The organism is Shewanella sp. BC20, assembly GCF_003129585.1.
In the GTDB taxonomy this organism is placed as follows: Bacteria; Pseudomonadota; Gammaproteobacteria; order Enterobacterales; family Shewanellaceae; genus Shewanella; species Shewanella seohaensis.
The window spans coordinates 128,448-149,068 of the sequence record NZ_NHRI01000002.1; the positions used below are offsets into that span (position 1 = coordinate 128,448).

General features: G+C 47.2%; 20 protein-coding genes. 14 read left to right on the forward strand and 6 right to left on the reverse strand.

Annotation, left to right across the window (positions count from 1 at the left end; genetic code table 11):
* Positions 1–198: 198 nt before the first annotated feature.
* Positions 199–579, reverse strand: coding sequence for a VOC family protein (locus tag CBX96_RS03035; RefSeq protein WP_086902608.1), 381 nt, complete (start codon positions 577–579; stop codon positions 199–201).
* Between the two features lie 352 nt (positions 580–931).
* Here CBX96_RS03035 and CBX96_RS03040 point away from each other — a divergent pair, with 352 nt between their 5' ends.
* The 3 genes from CBX96_RS03040 to CBX96_RS03050 all read left to right on the forward strand — a co-directional run bounded on the left by CBX96_RS03040 (position 932) and on the right by CBX96_RS03050 (position 2,246).
* The gene (locus tag CBX96_RS03040; RefSeq protein ID WP_086902609.1) at positions 932–1,636 is read left to right on the forward strand and encodes a DUF445 domain-containing protein; all 705 of its coding nucleotides are present in this window, start codon (positions 932–934) and stop codon (positions 1,634–1,636) included.
* Positions 1,637–1,711: 75 nt separating this feature from the next.
* The gene (locus tag CBX96_RS03045) at positions 1,712–2,059 is read left to right on the forward strand and encodes a VOC family protein (protein WP_109285656.1); all 348 of its coding nucleotides are present in this window, start codon (positions 1,712–1,714) and stop codon (positions 2,057–2,059) included.
* Positions 2,040–2,246, forward strand: a complete 207-nt coding sequence (locus tag CBX96_RS03050; protein ID WP_109285657.1) for a DUF1289 domain-containing protein — start codon at positions 2,040–2,042, stop codon at positions 2,244–2,246. Before CBX96_RS03045 ends, CBX96_RS03050 begins: the two co-directional genes overlap by 20 nt.
* Positions 2,247–2,344: 98 nt before the next feature.
* On the opposite strand, the gene cdd is transcribed toward CBX96_RS03050, so the two are convergent.
* A complete protein-coding gene (gene cdd, locus CBX96_RS03055; RefSeq protein ID WP_086902612.1) occupies positions 2,345–3,235 on the reverse strand; it encodes a cytidine deaminase in 891 nt (296 codons plus the stop codon).
* Positions 3,236–3,447: 212 nt separating this feature from the next.
* The gene (gene sbcB / locus CBX96_RS03060) at positions 3,448–4,860 is read right to left on the reverse strand and encodes an exodeoxyribonuclease I (RefSeq protein ID WP_109285658.1); all 1,413 of its coding nucleotides are present in this window, start codon (positions 4,858–4,860) and stop codon (positions 3,448–3,450) included.
* Positions 4,861–5,035: 175 nt separating this feature from the next.
* Here sbcB and CBX96_RS03065 point away from each other — a divergent pair, with 175 nt between their 5' ends.
* The 3 genes from CBX96_RS03065 to CBX96_RS03075 all read left to right on the forward strand — a co-directional run bounded on the left by CBX96_RS03065 (position 5,036) and on the right by CBX96_RS03075 (position 7,207).
* The gene (locus CBX96_RS03065) at positions 5,036–5,842 is read left to right on the forward strand and encodes a hypothetical protein (RefSeq protein ID WP_109285659.1); all 807 of its coding nucleotides are present in this window, start codon (positions 5,036–5,038) and stop codon (positions 5,840–5,842) included.
* Between the two features lie 33 nt (positions 5,843–5,875).
* Positions 5,876–6,691, forward strand: a complete 816-nt coding sequence (rlmA, locus tag CBX96_RS03070) for a 23S rRNA (guanine(745)-N(1))-methyltransferase (protein ID WP_109285660.1) — start codon at positions 5,876–5,878, stop codon at positions 6,689–6,691.
* 306 nt (positions 6,692–6,997) lie between these two features.
* Positions 6,998–7,207, forward strand: a complete 210-nt coding sequence (locus CBX96_RS03075) for a cold-shock protein (protein ID WP_011072720.1) — start codon at positions 6,998–7,000, stop codon at positions 7,205–7,207.
* A 411-nt stretch (positions 7,208–7,618) separates the two neighbouring features.
* Here the strand turns inward: CBX96_RS03075 and CBX96_RS03080 are convergent, their stop codons facing one another.
* Both CBX96_RS03080 and rne read right to left on the reverse strand, forming a co-directional pair.
* Positions 7,619–9,178 carry a SulP family inorganic anion transporter gene (locus CBX96_RS03080; protein ID WP_109285661.1) on the reverse strand — a complete coding sequence of 520 codons (1,560 nt, stop codon included), beginning with the start codon at positions 9,176–9,178 and terminating at the stop codon, positions 7,619–7,621.
* Positions 9,179–9,323: 145 nt separating this feature from the next.
* On the reverse strand, positions 9,324–12,611 hold the full coding sequence (gene rne / locus CBX96_RS03085) for a ribonuclease E (RefSeq protein ID WP_109285662.1): 3,288 nt from the start codon (positions 12,609–12,611) through the stop codon (positions 9,324–9,326).
* Positions 12,612–13,206: 595 nt separating this feature from the next.
* On the opposite strand from rne, the gene rluC reads away from it, so the two are divergent.
* Together rluC and CBX96_RS03095 are read left to right on the forward strand one after the other, a co-directional pair.
* A complete protein-coding gene (rluC, locus tag CBX96_RS03090; protein WP_109285818.1) occupies positions 13,207–14,166 on the forward strand; it encodes a 23S rRNA pseudouridine(955/2504/2580) synthase RluC in 960 nt (319 codons plus the stop codon).
* Positions 14,167–14,255: 89 nt separating this feature from the next.
* A complete protein-coding gene (locus CBX96_RS03095; RefSeq protein WP_109285663.1) occupies positions 14,256–15,002 on the forward strand; it encodes an HAD-IA family hydrolase in 747 nt (248 codons plus the stop codon).
* Between the two features lie 162 nt (positions 15,003–15,164).
* Here the strand turns inward: CBX96_RS03095 and CBX96_RS03100 are convergent, their stop codons facing one another.
* A complete protein-coding gene (locus tag CBX96_RS03100; RefSeq protein WP_109285664.1) occupies positions 15,165–15,752 on the reverse strand; it encodes a nucleoside triphosphate pyrophosphatase in 588 nt (195 codons plus the stop codon).
* Between the two features lie 285 nt (positions 15,753–16,037).
* Here CBX96_RS03100 and yceD point away from each other — a divergent pair, with 285 nt between their 5' ends.
* The 6 genes from yceD to fabG all read left to right on the forward strand — a co-directional run bounded on the left by yceD (position 16,038) and on the right by fabG (position 20,550).
* Positions 16,038–16,562: a 23S rRNA accumulation protein YceD gene (yceD, locus tag CBX96_RS03105; RefSeq protein ID WP_011623156.1), complete on the forward strand. Its 525-nt coding sequence runs from the start codon at positions 16,038–16,040 to the stop codon at positions 16,560–16,562.
* Positions 16,563–16,579: 17 nt separating this feature from the next.
* On the forward strand, positions 16,580–16,750 hold the full coding sequence (rpmF, locus tag CBX96_RS03110) for a 50S ribosomal protein L32 (RefSeq protein ID WP_011072715.1): 171 nt from the start codon (positions 16,580–16,582) through the stop codon (positions 16,748–16,750).
* Positions 16,751–16,765: 15 nt separating this feature from the next.
* Complete coding sequence (gene plsX / locus CBX96_RS03115) at positions 16,766–17,794, forward strand: phosphate acyltransferase PlsX (protein WP_109285665.1); 1,029 nt, start codon at positions 16,766–16,768, stop codon at positions 17,792–17,794.
* 9 nt (positions 17,795–17,803) lie between these two features.
* Positions 17,804–18,763 (forward strand): beta-ketoacyl-ACP synthase III, encoded by a 960-nt coding sequence (locus tag CBX96_RS03120; RefSeq protein ID WP_011626536.1) that lies wholly within the window; start codon positions 17,804–17,806, stop codon positions 18,761–18,763.
* A 104-nt stretch (positions 18,764–18,867) separates the two neighbouring features.
* Positions 18,868–19,794: an ACP S-malonyltransferase gene (gene fabD, locus CBX96_RS03125; protein WP_109285666.1), complete on the forward strand. Its 927-nt coding sequence runs from the start codon at positions 18,868–18,870 to the stop codon at positions 19,792–19,794.
* Positions 19,795–19,803: 9 nt separating this feature from the next.
* Complete coding sequence (gene fabG, locus CBX96_RS03130; protein WP_011623152.1) at positions 19,804–20,550, forward strand: 3-oxoacyl-ACP reductase FabG; 747 nt, start codon at positions 19,804–19,806, stop codon at positions 20,548–20,550.
* The last annotated feature ends 71 nt before the right edge of the window (positions 20,551–20,621 follow it).

A 20,621-nucleotide genomic window follows, 5' to 3' on the forward strand; every position in this document is an offset into this window, starting at 1 on the left:
AATGCTTAAGTGTGCATGATTTGTTTTGATTTTTCCCAATAAAATCTGAGTATTACCTTGTGGCAACCCATTTAGGTGATAAGCGATATTAAGTGATAACCCTAGATTCACAGGGGCAACATTTTTGTGCTGCTCAGGTTTGGCTGACAAGTTTCGCCCCATATTAATAATCAGAAGATGCGCGAGCTCAATACTCTGTTATACCGAGAGATAACTTATCGCGGCGATAATGGCACCCTGTGGGTCTTTTATCCAACAAAAACGACCGACTTTGGGAATATCCTCTGGGCCAAAGAGAATGTCACCGCCAAGTTTTTTGGCATTAATTGCCACTATATCGACATCGGCGACAGTAACATAACCCGTCCAATGGCAAGGCAGTGCGGGGATAAGATTATCTGTGATCCCTCCGATGCCGACACCTTGATTTTCAATGAGGTGATACTGACCATGGGGCATTTTGACCGTTCTAAACTGCCAACCAAACACTTCGCCATAAAAGCGCATGGCTTCTTCGGAATCGTGGGTACTGAGTTCATGCCAACCTAAGGCACCAGCGGTGTTAAATGCAGAGTCCATAAGCGCATCCCTTATGTTTTGAGTTATTGAGCAAACGGGTGAAGTAATAGCCACCTTGAGTGTAGACGATGCTTTTCAATAATTCCTAAGCGCCTCGAGAAATGTGCAATTATTTTTGTCTTAAAATCATTAAACTAAGTTAATGTTAATTAATGAAATAACCTCATTCGCTTCGCTCATCGTTATCTAAGTAACGTCGGTTCGATACCGCTTGAGTTAGCTGGGTTTTCGCGATGTTTTATTGATCTTTGGTGACGCTTCGCATCTCTTTTCAGCATTAGACCTGCATCCCCTTCGCTTGCTAAACTAGCGCCATTTGCAATCGCATCGATAGCTTAAGAGGGGAGTAAGATTGAATAAGAGTTTAGTGACAAATGTGTTAGCGGCCATTTGTGTGATTTTGGGATACGCACTGAGCTTACCCATTCTGTTTAATGTGGGTTTGTTTGCCCTATCTGGCGCCATAACTAACTGGCTTGCGGTGTATATGCTGTTTGAGAAGGTCCCAGGTTTATATGGTTCGGGCGTGGTGCCATCGCGTTTTGAAGAGTTCAAAGCGGGGATAGCACATCTTATGATGAAGCAGTTCTTCACCACAGAGAATATTGACCGTTTTCTGTCGGAAAAAGAGGGTATTAGCCAAATCGATTTGGCGCCAGTGATTGATAAAGTCGACTTAGCACCTTCTTTCGATGCCTTAGTTAACACTGTGGCACAATCTTCCTTCGGCGGCATGTTATCCATGTTTGGCGGCACTGAGGCGTTAATGCCGTTAAAGGAACCCTTTATCGAGAAAATGAAAGCCTCCTTGGTGGAAATGTCCGAGAGTGAACAGTTCCGCAACTTATTGAAACAAGAGATTGAACAGCCGAGTGTGATGGCCGATCTGCAAACGAAGATCGCGAATATCGTTGAACAACGCCTGAATGAATTAACCCCGCAAATGGTTAAACAAATCGTGCAGGAAATGATCCAGACGCATTTAGGTTGGCTGGTCGTGTGGGGCGGGGTATTTGGTGGCGCCATCGGACTTGTCGCCGCCTTAGTACAAGGTTAATCTGGCAATCGCCACCATACTAAAGGGAGCATTGGCTCCCTTTTTTATTTTGATTAATCATGAGCAGGGAACGTTATGGATCACCACAGTATTAATTATTTAGAAATCCCCACCACAGATATTGGCCGCTCCAAGGCCTTTTTTAATACGGTATTTGGTTGGCGCTTTGAAGATTACGGCCCGCAGTACAGCTGTTTTATTGATGCGGGGATCACGGGAGGGTTTTATCAAGCAGAGGTGAATTTTAACCTCGAAAAAGGTTGTCCGCTCATCGTGTTGTACAGCAAGGACTTAGAACAAACTCAAGCGGCGGTGAAGGCGGCGGGCGGTGTAATCAGCACGGCGATTTTCAGTTTTCCCGGTGGACGGCGTTTCCACTTTATCGAGCCTGCGGGCAACGAATATGCGGTCTGGTCAGAGTAATCATCTCGAACATCCCTGCGTGCGAAATTGCTGCCTCGATCAGCAAGATATCTGCATGGGCTGCTTTAGGCATTTGGATGAGATCTTAGCGTGGCGCACCATGACACAGGCGCAGCGCGATGATTGTTACTTGAGAATGGCTGAGCGAAAGGCGTTGTTCGAGGCCAAACGAAGCACAAATCCTTAAGTTGTAGGCGGTAAATTAAGGGTATCTTATTGTAACAGCTAGAAAAACGGCGCTCAGCAAATACAAGTGTATAAAGCTAAAGCGCCGCTAGACTCGCGTTAGACGGGGTCGACCACAATGTGCTCAAGTTCGATGGCCGCAACGGCATGTAAAGCATCCATGGTTGCGCCCACTAAACTGATTTTCCCCTGTGACGATTCGACCAACACCGCGCGGCGGATCTCGCCAAAATCACGGTTATGTCGAGTCAGATTCGATAAGGCCATCTGCATTGGCAGCATGGAAGGGTTAAACGCCGCGTTTTCAGCGTAGCGACCACAATAGGTTGCACCATCTGCCGTTTCTAATACGACAGCCGCGTAACTTTGGGTATAAGGTGCATAGCTTAAACCCGCATGATCTAATGCCTCAATCACCATAGGATCGCTGCTATCGAGGGCAAATTCGGTTTCATGCTTGACCAGCAAGGGCGACTGCACATTTAAGTCCTTTGGCCCAAATGCGTAGGGTAAGTAATAGGACAATAAATGGCTGTCTTGCGATGGCAGATGGATCTTAATTTGGCCACCCTCGACGAGTTCGTTCATAAACTGACGGCAATGACCACAGGGGCTGGCATTGACTATCATGTCGACAATTTGGCTCTCGCCACTTAACCATGCGTGGCTGATGGCGCTTTGCTCCGCATGCACTGAGTGAAACAGGGCCTCGCCGGGCAGTTCTAGGTTGGCGCCCATATAGATGTCGCCACTTTTGCCTTTGGCAATTGCTCCGACATAAAACTCGCTGATCGGCGGTTTCGCTAAGGCGGCGGCAATAGGCAGCAGAGCTAGTAACACTTCGGCTTCGGTCATTTTGCTGCTTTGGACTAACTCTGCCAGTTGCTGTGCATCAATATGTCCCGCAAAATTTTGATGTAATAGGGGAATTAATGCGTCAGCCAATGGTGTTGGCAGCTGGGTTATGCTTCTTATAAATCTATCTTGCATTTCCCGACTCCTTGTTTGTTAAGTTCATGGAAGAACATTCTAGTAATTTTGTTACGGTATAAATGCGAGTTAGTTCGCGTTTACACCTCAATTTAACGCCAGATAGGTTACATCTGAAAGTCGTTATCATTGTCTGGCGTTAACTAACTGTCTTATTTGATAGAACTCTCTGCTTAGCAATTCACTATCGGTGTTGTAGCATTCGCGTCGCTTTAGAGCCCGCGTAGATAGTGACACAGGGCCGCGAGTAACTTCTGTTTATGTTCATCACCCTCGGTATCTTGCAGCAGATTTTCAAGCTTGAGTAAATAATCCTGATCGCTTAAACGTTGCTGGCAGAAGGTGCGCCAACGCTGGGCTTCTTGATCATTTAGCAGCTCAGGGTAGTTACGTGCCCGATAGCGAAACAGCATCTCGGGGATACGTCCATCGTCAAACTGCAGATCTAGCGCCGCTAGATTTTGTGGCAAGGTATGGCGAATGATCTCCATCTTGGCTTTATCGGCGGGGCTGAAAAAACCACCGGAATACAGCATCAAGTCAGGATCTGTGGTTGTCACTTCACCTTCATACTCAAAGAGTTGCGCGAGTTTTTCCCGCAATTCTGGGTGAGCCTTTAAGCGTTTGTATTGCTCCCTGGCAAAGGCTTTATCGATATTGAGTCTTTCAGCCTGGGCATCATCCAAAATCTTGGCCGAGGTAATAAAAGGACATTTGTTAAGGTGAACTTGTTTGACTGGGATCGGTAACTCATCTTCGGCAAGTTCGGCTCTTGGTGTATACATGCGAGTTTTTATTTGCTCGACATCCAGCTCAAACAGCGGGCTTAAATCCATCGCTAAGTTAACGCAAATAATGGCGTTTTTGTTGCTTGGATGGTGTGCTACTGGGGCAATCAGCGTCGTACAACCCTGCAGCGCACTGATTTTGGAACTCACATGGGCAAGCGGTTGCATATTCAATACATCTATTTGTGCACTCACGGCCTGTTTACGGCGCAGCTCAAAATAGTATTGATATAACTTGGGTTGCTTTTCTTTAATTAGTTTGGCCATGGCGATGGTGGCGTACACATCGGACATGGCATCGTGGGCTTTTTCATGGCTTAAACCATTGGCTTGCGTCAAGTGCTCTAACTTAAAACTGGGTGAGCCATCTTCTTTTAATGGCCAATGGATCCCGTCTGGCCTAAACGCATAGCAAGCTCTGACTAAGTCGATGATATCCCAACGTGTATTGCCATTTTGCCATTCGCGAGCATAGGGATCGATAAAGTTACGGTAGAATCCATAACGGGTGACTTCATCGTCAAAGCGTAAGGAGTTATAGCCTGCGACACAGGTATTCGGTTGGCTAAAGAGTGCATGAATGCGCCCCATAAACTCGGTTTCAGGCAACCCCTTTAAGTTGGCTAATTGTGGTGTGATCCCTGTGATTAAAATGGCTTCGGGCGAGGGGAGATAATCCGTTGATTGTTTACAGTAAAAAGTCTCGGGTTCACTGATGATATTGAGATCTAAGTCTGTACGGATCCCGGCAAATTGGGCCGGTCTATCCTTAGCGGGATTGGCTCCGAAGGTTTCATAATCGTGCCAAAAAATACTTGGCTGAGATGCTGTATACATAATTTCAATCAAATGACGGTTTTGTCGAATGATAGCATCTTAACACTTAAACTCACCGCAATATTCATTAGCAAAAACCGAGATTGAGAAATTATATTGAAAAGATAAGCGCTTAAGAGGTGATCTTTACCTCGGTTGGCAGTTACAATTCCCCTTCGAACAGGGAATGAGTCTTATGCATCATCAATATCTTAATGAACCTATGGTACTCGACGTCGGGCAGAGCTCGACGCTGACCTTAACCTTGCCCGGCAATATCAGCGATTTTATTGTGCTTGAGGCGATGGGGGCACCATTGCTTGAGTTGATTGTGGTGTCTGAAACACCGCAGCCACAGATTGCTGTCCGTTTTCAACCCATCTTAGGACTTAAACTCAATGCCGCGATAGTGGAAGCGACAAGTTTTGCCGCATCGACGTCAAGATCTTTAGGGCAAGGAGTTCGGCTTTACCATCGTCTAGGCACTGCACCTAAATTTTGCGCGCAGGAACTGCGGGCAGGCATTGCCATTAAGATCGATGCACAGGCTGGGATCAGTGTGTCACTGCAAGCAGCATCTAAATTTGAGCTCATCGCACTCGAGTCCGATGGCCGAGGTTTGCATGAGCCCAAAGTGTTGATGATGGCGAAAGCGATATTAGCGCGGGAATATGACTATAATGCTACCGCTGAATCTTTAGCCGTATGCTTGACTGAAATAGAACAAGTTCGGCTCGAGCTACAAGCGTTTTTGCGCGGAGACTTGGGGCATTGTCATATGGGGTTAGCCGAAGAAGCTGTGCGACTTGACCCCTTGCTGCAACAAAAGCGTCAATGGTTATTTCGCACTTATACTCATATGTTCGAACGACCTAACTTCAGCCGTGCGGCCAATGACGGTTTGAATATCGATAAAGCCTTAAGGAAGCTCGAATGTTTTGAGCTGCTCGCCTCCCCTGAATTACTGCAAATGGTGGAGCGACTCATGGAAGATGAGGCATAAGCCAGACATTCCAATCATTTATAGAGTTAACCAATGCAATATATATGTCCTTTGTGTGCCTTACCGCTCACCTTGACTGAACGAACTTGGGGATGCCCGCAGGCACATAAGTTCGACATGGCCAAAGAAGGCTATGTGAATCTGCTTCCCGTGCAGAAGAAAAATTCCAAAGATCCCGGTGACAATCAACAGATGATGTTGGCTCGCAGGGAGTTTTTAAATGCGGGTTACTATCAAAGTTTAAGTGACAGAGTGAATGCGTTGGCACTTGAGTATGCCTGCGAGGCGCAGCAGATCCTCGATATCGGTTGTGGTGAGGGGTATTACAGCCATCGTATATACAATGCGCTTGTCGCCAAGCATCCGTGCCAGTTACAGGGCGTAGACATCTCCAAATCGGCGATAAAATATGCGGCTAAACGTTACCCGAACCTCAGCTTTTGTGTGGCGAGCGCCTACGAAATGCCGATCCCATCAAAGAGTATCGATTTAGCGATTCGTATTTATGCGCCATCGAAGCAGGAAGAGTTACAGCGGGTCATGGCGCCAAATGGCATTTTGATCACAGTATCGCCAGGACCTTTACATCATTTTACGCTAAAACAGCAAATTTATGCTGAACCGAGATTGCATCCAGCGTCCGATGCCAAGATTGAGGGGTTCGAATGTTTACACCAAGAGCGGCTTAGGTCACAACTTGAGCTAAATAACAGCCAAGATATTAGCCATTTTCTGGAAATGACGCCCTACGCTTGGAAGTTTACGGCCGAGCAAAAGCACCTATTTGCCCAGAGCGGATTAAGCTGCGAATTAGACTTTCAGATTGAAGTACATCGCATTTCAGTCTAGAGGTTGATTTTAACCTATTGAAATAAATTATTTAAAATGCTTAACTGTCGATGCTTACGCCGTAAGAACATGCTGTTCTGCGAGCCGGTAGCAAAACCTGAGATTGGCTTGGTTTAAATAAATTTTTCAAAGTGTCGCAGTATGTTGACTTATCTTTAGAATGGTTTATAGTCTTACTAGCTTGAAGGTTGGGCTTATATTTATGTGTTCAATACGACCAGTTCGTCCTGTAAACATAAGTAATACCGGCATTTTCCAGCTCCACCGCCGTTAAGGCTTTAATTTTTTATTTACAGGATTTATATCATGTCTCAAGTTACTGGTGTTGTTAAGTGGTTCAACTCTGACAAAGGTTTCGGCTTCATCGAGCAAGAATCTGGTCCAGACGTATTCGTACACTTCCGTGCGATCAACTCTGACGGTTTCAAAACTCTTGACGAAGGTCAGAAAGTGTCTTTCACTGTGACTCAAGGTCAAAAAGGTCCTCAAGCTGAAAACGTAACCGTAATCGGTTAATTTTCAGTGCTGTTAGCCTAAGTGCTGATAGCAATGGATTTAAGAGCTGTGGTTAATACCGTGGCTCTTTTTATTTGTGCCGCGTTTAAGTTTTCTGCGTTATTGCTTTACGTCCCCGCGTGTTGATTCGATAGTTTTCTTGCTCATAGCTCATAGCTCATAGCTCATAGCTCATAGCTCATTGCTCATAGCTCATAGCTCATAGCTCATTGCTCATAGCTCATAGCTCATTGCTCATAGCTCATTTTCTCTATTGTTCGCTCCTATTGAACAAACCTAAGTTTAGGTGTGAATGTTAAGTCATCAGGTGTTTATACACATCAACTCTTGTTTTCAATATAAAAATAAACCCACGATCTTTTGTGAAGTTATCCTTCAGACCGTGGGTTATGCAGCTTTATTAGGTGCTTTTTAAGAATCTAGCTTATCGTCCGCGACTTTATAGTGGGGATCGTCTAGCAAATTCACTTCAACCAGATCGCCCGCTTTGTGAAGTAAGGCCTTGCAGTCGGCACTTAAATGCACCAAATGCAGTTTTTTGCCCAGCGTGACATAACGTTCGGCAAGCGTATCTATGGCTTCTAGCGCCGAGTGATCGGCTACACGTGAATGTTTAAAGTCGATGATAACATCTTGGGGATCCTGCGAGGCATCGAAGAGTTCGAGGAAGCTGGCCACTGAGCCAAAAAAGAGTGGGCCGTTTAGCTCATAGACTTTCCAGCCAAGGCTATTTGAGGTTACTTTTACGCTGATGTGTTTGGCATGTTGCCATGCAAACACAAGCGCTGACACCACGACACCGACAAAGACGGCAAAGGCGAGATCGGTAAAGACGGTCACAGTGGTCACGAGCACAATGACAAAAGCATCATGTTTCGGCACTTTGCCCATAAACTTAAAGCTTGCCCATTCAAATGTGCCGAGCACCACGATAAACATCACCCCAACCAAGGCTGCTAGTGGAATAATTTCGATAAAGGATGCACCAAAGAGGATAAAAGTCAGTAAACCGATAGCCGCAGTTATACCAGATAATCTGCCGCGTCCACCTGAGTTAATGTTGATCATAGATTGACCAATCATGGCACAACCGCCCATGGCACCAAAAAAGCCGCTAGTGATGTTACCTACGCCTTGACCAATACATTCTTTATTGCTTCGTCCTCGGGTATTAGTCATCTCATCGATAACCGTTAATGTTAACAGGGATTCGATTAATCCGACGGCGGCTAAAATAAAGGAATAGGGCAGAATAATGTAGAGTGTCTCAAGGTTAAAAGGCACTTGTGGGATCGCAAAGCTTGGGAGTGAACCTGCGATGGTCGCATGCTCATCGCCACTCATGGTTTTAAGAAAATCCAACACATTTCGGGTGTCTAAGTCAAAACCGACCACGATGGCGGTCACGCTTAGAATCGCAACTAACGATGAGGGCACAGCTGTAGTCAGTTTGGGGAGAAAGTAAATAATCGCCATAGTCAGTGCGACTAGCCCTAGCATTAGCATCAAAGGTTCTTGGGGGAGCCAGACTAAATTCCCGGCAGCATCTTTTACTTTAAATTGGCCGAGCTGAGCCAAAAAAATCACTATGGCTAGGCCATTCACAAAGCCTATCATCACAGGGTAGGGGACGATGCGGATAAACTTCCCCAGTTTAAATATCCCAGCACTGATTTGGATCAATCCAGCCAGTACCACAGCGGCAAATAAGTATTGCACGCCATGTTCAACTACCAATGACACCATCACTACGGCCATCGCTCCCGTCGCGCCAGAAATCATGCCTGGGCGTCCGCCAATTAATGCGGTAACTAATCCCATAATAAAGGCTGCATAGAGGCCGACCATAGGTTCGACGTTGGCGACAAAGGCAAAGGCTACCGCCTCTGGGATTAGCGCAAGGGCGACCGTCAGTCCCGAGAGAATATCGGCTTTGTGACTAGATGTTTTGTGGCGAAAGAGATCGAACATGAAACCTCTGTTAATCATTTGTGTTGGCAAAATAGCCGCGAATACTAACAAAAAAGCCGATTCAGCTAAACCTTAAATATGGCTGAATTTGCTGAAAATAAAAAAGCCATGCAAGTGCATGGCTTTTTTCACAACAGTTTGAGGATTATGGACGAGCCATATCCGATTCGGCGCTGTTGCTGTGTTTCAGTTTAGGCGCAGCGGCTTCGGCGGAGGCGACATTGTCATACTCGCGGCCTTTCGGCACTTCAACCTGAGCTCTGACTTCTACCGTTGGCTTGGTCATTTCAGATGACACCATTGAACCAAAACGACTCGCCGCCTTGGGCTTGCTCACTTCGGCTTCAGCTGCAGGGGCTGCGACAGCTTGAGTCACAACGGGTTTCGCCTGAGGTTTAACGATAGGTGCAGGTTTTGCCATTGGAGCTGAGGCCACAGACTTCACGGCATCTTTCACTTCGGCTTTTTCTACTTCGGGCGCTACTGCCTCAACTGCAACAGTTTCTGCTTTTGCTTGAGCAACTGGAGTTTCGGCAGTGGTCACAATGGCTTCTGTAACCGCTTCTACCGCTTTAGCTGGCTCAACAGTAACTTCTTCAGCCTTAACGCTTGTCTCCGGCTTGTTGTTTACCGCAGTATGAGCAGGCGCTTCTGTTACTTCAACTTCAGCTTTAATCTCGGCCGCTTGCTCGGTAGCTACTACCTCAACAACTTCAGTCTCAACAGCGTTATTGGCGTTGGTTTCAGCAACCACACTGACATCTGCCGTGTCGACTACAGTTGCAGGAGAAGTCACAGTCGGTTCAGCGATGGCTTCAATTGCTTTTGCTGCTGTGGTCTCTGCTGCTTCTGCAGTTTGAGCGGTTGGCGCTGGGTAGTCTTGAGCATCACCGAGTGCATCGTTTGGTACGAATTGCGCAGGTGCAGAGACGCCTTGCTCATCTTCATCACGGCGACGACGTTGACCGGCCGCTCTTAAATGACGTGGGCTACGGCGACTACGACGTTGTCCATCGCGAGATTCGCGTTTCGCTTTATCATCTGCATCGGCACTGACTTCTGCGCTATCTGCATCGGTCTCGGCTTCGGTTTTCACTTCGATTACGTCAGCTGGGGCCTCAGCACGGTTTTCAACCACTGGCTTTTCAGCGGTAACTTCAGCGCTTGCTTCCACTTGGCTTACTGCGTCAGTTGCTTCTGCTGTCTCATTGGCAACAGCGGCATCTTTGCGTGGCTGGCGACGTGAGCGAGGAGCTTTGGTTTCAGCTTGTGGCTCAGTTGCAACGTCAGTATTGGCAGCATTAACGGCGGCCACTTCGGCTAATACCACTTCTTCTTGAATTGGCGCTTCGGTAGTTTCATTAGCGTTATCGATGCGTACTTTACGACGCATGTTACGGCGCTGACGACGCTCACGGGCCACTTCTTGCTTTGGTGTGTCGTCTTGAGACTCAGCTACCACTTCTTTCGGCGCTTGATTACGGCTCTTAGGCTCTGGCTTAGTGCGCTTTGCATTCTCGTCTTTTTCACGAGCTGGGCGCTCTTGAGCCTGAGGCGCATCAGCCGACTTCTTGGCATTGCGAGTGCGTGGCTCGCGGGTGCCTTCTTTCGCTTTGTCAGTATCTTGGTTATTGCGAGTGCGGCGAGTGTCATTACGACGATTACGACGGTTCGCATTGGCCGTTTGGCTGTCAGACTTTTTGGTTTCTGTCGTCTTTTCAGCCGCAGGCTTATCGCTTGAGCTGAAGAACGCGCCAATGGCACTGAACAGTTTGCTGAAGAAACCAGGCTCAGTTGCTTCCACTTTGTTGGCAACAGGTGCAGCGGCTTGCTCGACTTTCTGCGGTGCGGTGAAGCCTTTTAGGGCTGGTGCTGGCGCAGCAGTGCGTTCCAGTTTACGGGGTTCGTATAACTTGGCTTCTGGCTGTTCGATGCGCTTGTAGCTGGATTCATCGATTTCATCGTCAGTGCGGTGACGAATAACGCGATAATCAGGAGTCATCATATGTGGATCTGGGATCACATAGACTTCTACATCATGGCGTTGCTCAGTGATACGAATCGCTTTGCGTTTTTCGTTCAGCAGGAAGGCCGCCACATCGACAGGCACGATGGCTTCGATTTGTGAGGTGTTTTCCTTGATGGCTTCTTCTTCCATCAAACGCAGAATAGACAGCGCTAAAGATTCGGTACTACGAATCGTGCCTTGGCCATGACAGCGAGGGCAGATATGTGCAGCTGATTCTTCTAAGGATGGACGCAGACGTTGACGCGACATTTCCATCAGACCGAAGCGAGAAATGCGGCCTAATTGTACGCGGGCACGGTCGTGATGTACGGCATCACGCAGGCGGTTTTCTACTTCACGTTGATGGCGCACGGGCGTCATATCGATAAAGTCGATCACGACCAGACCACCTAAGTCACGCAGACGTAATTGACGGGCAATCTCATCGGCGGCTTCAAGGTTGGTATTTAATGCGGTTTCTTCAATATCGCCGCCCTTAGTTGCACGGGCAGAGTTGATATCGATTGAGGTTAATGCTTCAGTTGGGTCGATAACAATCGAACCACCCGATGGCAGGCGCACTTCACGTTGGAACGCCGACTCGATTTGCGACTCGATTTGGAAGTGAGTGAACAATGGCACTTCGGCTTCGTAGAGTTTTACGCGTTCGACGAAATCAGGGCGCACCAGTGCGATATGTTGTTTGGCTTCTTCAAAAATGCGAGGGTGGTCGATGAGGATCTCGCCCACATCACGGCGCAGATAATCACGAATTGCACGTACAATCACGTTACTTTCTTGATGAATTAAGAAAGGAGCGGCTTTGCTTTGTGCGGCTTCGGTAATGGCGGCCCAGTGGTGTTGTAGAACTTTTAAGTCCCACTTCAGTTCAGTCGATTCTTTGCCAACACCCGCAGTACGAACGATAAGTCCCATACCCGCTGGTACTTCTAAATCGGCCATGGCTTCTTTTAATTCGGTGCGCTCATCACCTTCGATACGGCGAGAAATACCGCCAGCACGAGGGTTGTTTGGCATCAGCACTAAGTAAGAGCCCGCTAAGCTGATAAAGGTCGTCAGTGCAGCACCTTTGTTGCCGCGCTCTTCTTTGTCAATTTGAACAATAACTTCTTGTCCTTCACTGACCACTTCTTTGATGTTTGGGCGACCTTGGAAAGAATAACCTTTAGGAAAGTATTCTCTGGCGATTTCTTTTAGCGGTAAAAAGCCGTGGCGCTCAGCACCATAATCAACGAAAGCTGCTTCTAAAGAGGGTTCTACGCGGGTGATTTTACCCTTGTAAATGTTGGATTTTTTTTGCTCGTGACCAGGACTTTCAATATCCAGATCGTACAGTTGTTGCCCGTCAACCAGGGCAACACGCAACTCTTCTGATTGAGTTGCATTGATTAACATACGTTTCATGATGACGTCATTCTTCTTTAAATGGAGGTCATCAAACAATCGCGTTTCGCTGCATTACGGGCCTAGCAGTAGGTCAACGAAGCCTCACGGCTGGTGGCTAGGCAAGGTGCGCATTACTGTTAGACGCAGTCGCTGCGTGTCGCATCCTATTTATGGCTTATTTTTTAATGATTACAAAAACAAGGAATTCGTTGTAAAACATCAACCAACCCCATAAATTCTTTAATTTCGTTCCGGTAATGCCCAAGTCGAATCGGTTTGTCTGACGACAAGTTAAAATATATTTCGAAATCGGTGAGAAAAACTTTAGATAAACCTAGTCAAAGTAAGGTTAGATTCTCGATTTAATCGTAAAAAACGCATTTGTGGTATTTTTACTCAGTATACGATTTGCAAATCAATGAGTTGCTATCAAGAAAATCTTTTTTAATCTATAAAGCTTTTCACTTGGGACTGGGACCTTGTGAACACTTTATTCACGGCTTATCCCTAATCGCTGGTGAAATATAGCAATAATCAAAAAATTCAGCAATGGAAAGGCACAATTCTTCTTAAGTGTTGTACAATGGCCGCCGTTTTAAGCAGATGGCACATCATGAATACAGAATCTCCACAGCAACAGGTGCAGTTGATCACGATTGACGAAGACCACCTCGACCAACGAATCGACAATTTTTTAATCACAGTGCTAAAGGGCGTTCCTAAGAGCATGATTTACCGTATCGTCCGCAAGGGTGAAGTACGGGTGAATAAAAAACGCATTAAGCCCGAGTACAAATTGCAAATCGGTGATGTGGTCCGTGTGCCGCCGGTCAGAATGGCTGAGCAGGATAATCGCACCGCGCCTTCTGCAAACTTGAGCAGAGTCTCGCAGCTTGAAGACCGTATTTTGCATGAAGACAATCATCTGATTGTATTGAATAAACCTGCTGGCATTGCGGTACATGGTGGCAGTGGTGTCGATTATGGTGTGATTGAGGCGCTACGCTCCTTACGTCCGCAACAAAAGTTTTTAGAGCTGGTTCATCGTCTCGATAAAGACACCTCGGGTGTGTTGTTGGTGGCCAAAAAACGCAGTGCCCTTAAACATATGCACGATCAGTTGCGTTATAAAAAGATGCAGAAGGATTACTTGGCCTTAGTCAAAGGTGAGTGGTCGGCGCAGGATAAAGTGGTTAAACAGCCGCTATTAAAATTAACGCTTAAGTCGGGCGAGCGTATCGTTCGAGTCAATGCCGAAGGCAAACCCTCGGAAACGCGCTTTAAAATTGTACAACGTTATCAAGGTTGTACTCTGGTGCAGGCGAGCCCTGTGACTGGACGTACTCATCAGATTCGTGTGCATTGCCAATATATGGGGCATCCTATCGCCTGTGATGAGAAATACAGCGAGCAGGCGTTTGATGACAGTATGCGTGCACTCGGTCTGACCCGGCTGTTTTTACATGCGGCAGAATTAATGTTTATTCATCCTGAAAACGATGAGGTGATGCGAGTCTCTGCGCCGCTCGATGATAATTTGCAGCAACTGCTAGGCAAGTTAAAGCGTGCTTAGTGGCTTAGTGGCTTAGTGGCTTAGTGGCTTAGTGGCTTAGTGGCTTAGTGTTTGTGTCTGCGCCTATTACCTACGGATAACCTGAGAGCATGAAAGTGTCAGTGAGTCATTCAAGCCAACGAAAATATGATTTAGTGATTTTTGATTGGGATGGCACGTTAATGGATTCCATCGGTAAAATCATTGTTTGTATTGAGAATATGGCTAGGGCGCTGGCGCTACCAGTGCCTGCTGAGGCGGATATTCGCAATGTGATTGGCTTGTCGATGACGCAGGCGTTACAGGTGTTATTTCCCGAAGGTTTGACTTCAGTGCCGCCGCGTAACGGATCTGCAAGCAGCGCAGCACAAGCGGGGGCGACTCAAGCGCTTGTTGGCACTGATGATTGCTATATTAAGATGCGCGCTGAGTTTAAGACGCAGTATTTGCACCTTGATACCACGCCGACGCCGATTTTTAACCAAGCCCCCCAACTACTCGAATCATTATCAACAGCAGGATATCAACTTGCTGTCGCAACGGGTAAGGCGAGAGCAGGCTTAGTGCGCGTGTGGGAGCAATCCGGCTTAGGTCACTACTTTATTGCTTCGCGCTGCGCCGATGAGGCGCAGAGTAAACCTCACCCAGAAATGATCTTAAGTTTGCTGCAGGAGTTAGGTGTTCCGCCTGAACGCGCCTTGATGGTCGGAGACTCTTTGTTGGATTTAACCATGGCGGCGAATGCGGGTATCGACGGTGTGGGTGTCACTTACGGCGCTCATAGAGAAGAAATACTCAAGCAAGCTAATCCCATCGCCTTAATTGATTCCCCTGAAAAACTCTTGCTGCATTTATAGTGATTGACTCATCAGCGCCGATTAATGAAGAATGCTGAGCTGAATCGCTAATAACCTAAGTGCTTGTTGAGTTATCTAGGCAAGCGATTATGGATAACAGTGCCATCTCGCTTGCCCATCTCGAACCGCACTTACGTCAGCCACCTTAATAACCACTTCACACTAGTCGGCTAAGACATCGATTCCATGATTGAGCAGCATTTCAGTTAACAATATTAAGGGCAGCCCAATCAGGGTGTTAGGATCTCGACCTTCTAAGCGAGTAAACAAAGCAATCCCTAAACCTTCACTCTTAAAGCTACCCGCACAATAAAAAGGTTGCTCTTTATCGACATAAGCGGCGATTTGCGCGGCCGTCAGCTGACGAAAATGCACGGTGAAAGGTTCGACCTGAGCCGTCACTTCTCCAGTCTTGGCATCATAGAGCGCAAGACCGGTATAAAAGGTGATAGCTTTGCCCGAGGCTTGGCTAAGCTGCTTAATCGCATTGTCTCGATTTAATGGCTTACCAATAATCTTGCCGTCAATCACGGCGACCTGATCTGAGCCTATAATTAATCCATGTGGAAAATGGCTTGCACCTGCCTCAGCCTTGGCTTTGGCGAGTCGTAAGACTAAGTCTTGAGCGGACTCATTTGCCATGGGGCTTTCATCGATATCCGGATTGCAAGTCTCAAAGGCTAAGCCTAATTTTTGCAATAGTGCTTGTCGGTAAACAGAGGTAGAAGCGAGGATTAACTGGGGCGTCATCGGTAAAATCCATAAGAAAACCTGACTTATTGTCGCCAACCTGGCCGCTTGAATGCAAGCGAGTGGTGGCAGATATCATGACTTTAGGGCGGTAATCGGGGATTCTTACGATGAGTGCGGCTATTTTAGACGGCTTACGCTTGTGCGCCGCCCCGTGCTTGGGTAAAATTTCGCTTCCGTTAATTTCAATGTTGGGGCTAGAGAATCACTTAAGTCGCAAACTGGGACTTAAGTTAGAAATTTTTCTTTGACTCTAGCGTTTTCAAACTATAATATGCGCGCCTTATGCAAACAGTAAAGATACCGGTTTCAATTGATCCTATTCGCGCCGCCTCGAGCCGTTCTACCTATGAGGGGATAGTGCCAGGGCAGCAATTGAAAAGATTAAATGAGTTATGTGCCGGCGACTGTTCCGATGTGGCAGTGTCGATTGAATGTGGCGTAGATTTGCAGGGGATAGTCTACCTGAAAGGGAAGGCTGTGACGGAGCTCACTCTGGTTTGTCAACGTTGCATGACGCTATTTACCACTGAGGTTACGGTCGAGTTTTGCTTCGGTCCATGCCGGACTAAGGCAGAAATCGATGAGCTCCCGGATGCGTATGACCCAATTGAGTGCAATGAGATTGGCGAAGTACGTCTGCATCAATTGATCGAAGATGAATTGATAGTCGCTATGCCTATCATCCCGATGCATGAAGAAACTGATTGCAACATCGGGTCAATGGACATAGTTGTAGGCGAGATCGAACCCGCTCAAGAGGAGCGTCCAAATCCGTTTGCAGTGTTAGAAAAACTGAAGAGCAAGTAATCTAGGAGACAGGGCCAATGGCTGTACAACAGAATAAAAAATCTCGTTCTAAGCGCGGTATGCGCCGTTCACATGACGCACTGAGCACTGCTCAGCTGTCTGTTGACGCTACCAGCGGTGAAGTCCATATGCGTCACAACGTGACTGCTGATGGTTTCTATCGCGGTAAAAAGGTAATCAACAAGTAATTTGTTGGTTTCCTAATGACGAGTCTGACGCTCGCGTTAGATGCGATGGGTGGCGATCATGGCCCCCACGTCACGGTGCCTGCAGCCTTGCGGGCACTAAAATCTCACTCTTCTCTTAAAATCATTTTAGTCGGCGATAAGACTGAAATTGATGTCTATCTGCGTCAAGCAGAACAACAGTTACTCTCACGTATTGAAGTCATTCACACCGATGAAGTGGTGAGCATGTCCGATAGACCCGTGCACGCTTTGCGTACCCGCAAGAATAGTTCGATGCGCTTGTCGATTGAACTGGTGCGTGATGGACGAGCGTCGGCGTGTGTGAGTGCGGGCAATACTGGTGCCTTAATGGCCATGGCCAAGGTGTTATTAAAAACCTTGCCCGGTGTAGACAGGCCCGCGTTGGTCAGTTGCTTACCCTCGGTCACGCAAAAGCCAGTTTATTTATTGGACTTAGGTGCCAATATCTCCTGCGATTCAGAAACGCTTTTCCAATTTGCCGTGATGGGCTCTGTGCTGTGTGAGGCGGTGGATAAAAAATCCCGCCCTAAAGTTGCACTCCTTAATGTGGGTACAGAAGAAATCAAAGGCAACGATCAGGTTCAACAAGCGGCGCAAATACTGCAAAACACCGATCAAATTAATTACACCGGCTTTATTGAAGGTGATGAAATCTACTCGGGTAATGTGGATGTGATCGTTTGTGACGGTTTTGTGGGTAACATCACGCTCAAAACCTCTGAAGGCATTGCCAAGTTATTGGTTCATCAGTTAAAACGTGGCCTAACCCAAGGTTTCTTTGTGCGTTTTTTGGCAAAACTCATCGCCCCACGCATTCAGGCGGTCCTCAGCCAGATGAACCCCGACCACTATAATGGTGCAAGTCTGATAGGATTGCGCGGCATAGTTGTAAAGAGCCATGGAAATGCGGATGAAACTGCCTATTTACAAGCAATTAGTTTGGCAGTGACTGAAGCGCAACGTCGACTCCCCGAAATGATAAAAGATCGTTTGGAGTCGATTCTTTTAGATATAAATAACTGATTCCTCCTTATGCATACAAAAATTCTCGGAACTGGTAGTTATCTGCCAGTGCAGGTGCGTAGCAATCAAGATTTGGAAAAAATGGTGGAAACCAGTGACCAATGGATTGTTGAACGTACAGGTATTTCAGAGCGTCGCATCGCGGCGCAAGACGAAACTGTCTCAACTATGGGCTATCAGGCGGCATTAAAGGCGCTCGAGATGGCCGGCATAGAAGCATCAGAGTTAGATATGATCATTTGTGGCACCACCAGTGCGGCAAATGCCTTTCCTGCGGCGGCCTGCGAAATTCAAGCCATGCTCGGCGTACACACCATTCCAGCCTTTGATATTGCGGCGGCTTGTTCAGGTTTTGTGTATGCCTTATCTGTGGCGGACCAATTCGTTAAAAATGGTACCGCGAAAAAAGTATTAGTGATTGGTGCTGACGTATTATCCCGTCTGTGTGAGCCTGAAGACCGTACTACTATCATTCTGTTTGGGGATGGTGCAGGTGCTGCGGTTATCGGCGCTTCCGATGAGCCAGGGATTATTTCAACCCATATTTATGCCGATGGTCGTCAAGGTGACTTGCTTAAGTGCGCCTTCCCACCTCGTCAGGGGGAAACCTCTGAAGCGGTTGGCTTTATGACCATGAAAGGCAATGACGTCTTTAAAGTGGCGGTGACTCAGTTATCCCATGTAGTCACTGAAACATTGCGCCTGAATAATATCGATAAGTCGGAAATCGACTGGTTGGTTCCCCATCAGGCTAACTTCCGCATTATTAATGCCACGGCAAAAAAGCTGGACATGAGCTTAGATAAAGTGGTGTTAACCCTTGCCAAACACGGTAATACCTCGGCGGCGTCGGTACCGATTGCCTTAGACGAAGCCGTGCGTGATGGCCGGATCCAACGTGGCCAGCTATTGCTGCTCGAAGCCTTCGGTGCCGGTTTTGCGTGGGGCAGTGCGCTCGTCCGTTTTTAACCGTATCTGGATACGACTAAATTCCTAACTATCGTTATCTTGGTTTGCTGTCCAAGATAACGGTTTAGTGTTCAATAAATTAAGTTCGCCATAGGTAATTTGATATGGAAAATGTAGCTTTTGTATTCCCAGGCCAAGGTTCACAGGCCCTAGGCATGTTAGCCGAGTTGGCTGGTGCGCAGCCGATTGTGGGACAAACCTTTGCCGAAGCGAGTGAGGTGTTAGGGTATGATCTGTGGGCATTAGTGCAAGACGGCCCCGTTGAAACCTTAAATGAAACCGATAAAACCCAGCCTGCCTTATTAGCGGCAAGTGTGGCGATTTGGCGTGCCTATGTTGCTTCTGGTAAGGCTATGCCTGCGATGTTAGCGGGTCACAGCCTAGGTGAATATTCTGCATTGGTTTGTGCAGGTGTCATTGACTTTAAAGATGCGATCAAACTGGTTGAACTCCGTGGTCAACTGATGCAGCAAGCAGTCCCCGCAGGGACTGGCGCTATGTACGCGATTATCGGTCTGGATAATGACGGCATTGCTAATGCGTGTATTGATGCTGCCCAAGGCGAAGTGGTGAGTCCTGTTAACTTTAACAGCCCAGGCCAAGTGGTTATCGCCGGTCAAAAAGAGGCTGTTGAACGTGCCGCTGCGGCCTGTAAAGCGGGGGGCGCCAAAATGGCGGTAGCGTTGCCTGTCAGCGTGCCATCACACTGCGCATTAATGAAACCTGCTGCTGATAAACTAGCCCTTGCTTTAAACGATGTGCAGTTTAATGCGCCAAGCATCACTGTTATCAATAACGTAGATGTGGCATCACCCACTGTGGTTGCCGACATTAAAGATGCGCTGGTTCGTCAACTGTATTGCCCTGTACGCTGGAGCGAAACTGTTGAATTAATGGCCGAAAAAGGTATTACCCAGTTAGTTGAGTGTGGTCCTGGTAAAGTATTGACAGGTCTTGCGAAACGCATTAATAAATCTCTTTCTGCCCAAGCAGTTAATGACGTTGCATCCCTTGCCGCGTTAACTGAATAAGGAGTTTGTATGAGTATCAATCTGAGTTTAGCGGGCAAAGTTGCCTTAGTGACAGGCGCGAGCCGTGGTATTGGCCGCGCGATTGCCGAAACCTTAGTCGAAGCCGGTGCGATTGTGGTAGGAACTGCCACAAGTGAGAAGGGCGCCGCAGCAATTCAAGAATATCTGGGTGACAAAGGTTTTGGTTTAGTGCTTAATGTTACCGATAGTCAATCCGTCACCGATTTATTCGATTCGATCAAAGAAAAAGCGGGTGATGTTGATATTCTAGTCAACAACGCGGGTATCACCCGTGATAACTTGCTGATGCGAATGAAAGATGATGAATGGAACGATATCATCGATACCAACCTGACATCATTATTCAGACTATCAAAACCTGTGATGCGTACCATGATGAAAAAGCGCTTCGGCCGGATCATCAATATCGGTTCAGTGGTAGGCACTATGGGCAATGCAGGTCAAGTTAACTACTCGGCAGCAAAAGCTGGTTTGATCGGATTTACAAAATCTCTTGCAAGAGAGGTTGCATCTCGTCAAATTACAGTTAATGCTATCGCTCCTGGATTTATCCAGACCGATATGACTGATGAGCTGACCGAAGATCAGCAAAAAGCTATCATGTCTCAGGTTCCGATGGAACGATTAGGGCAAGCGCAAGAAATTGCTAATGCCGTACTCTTCTTGGCGTCGGATTCTGCCGCTTATATCACAGGCGAGACCTTGCATGTGAATGGCGGAATGTACATGGTTTAAGGGCGGATGGCAGGGATACTGTCGCAACTGAGTAGTGATCTGTATCAATTGGTCGCTAAATTTCGTGGTTA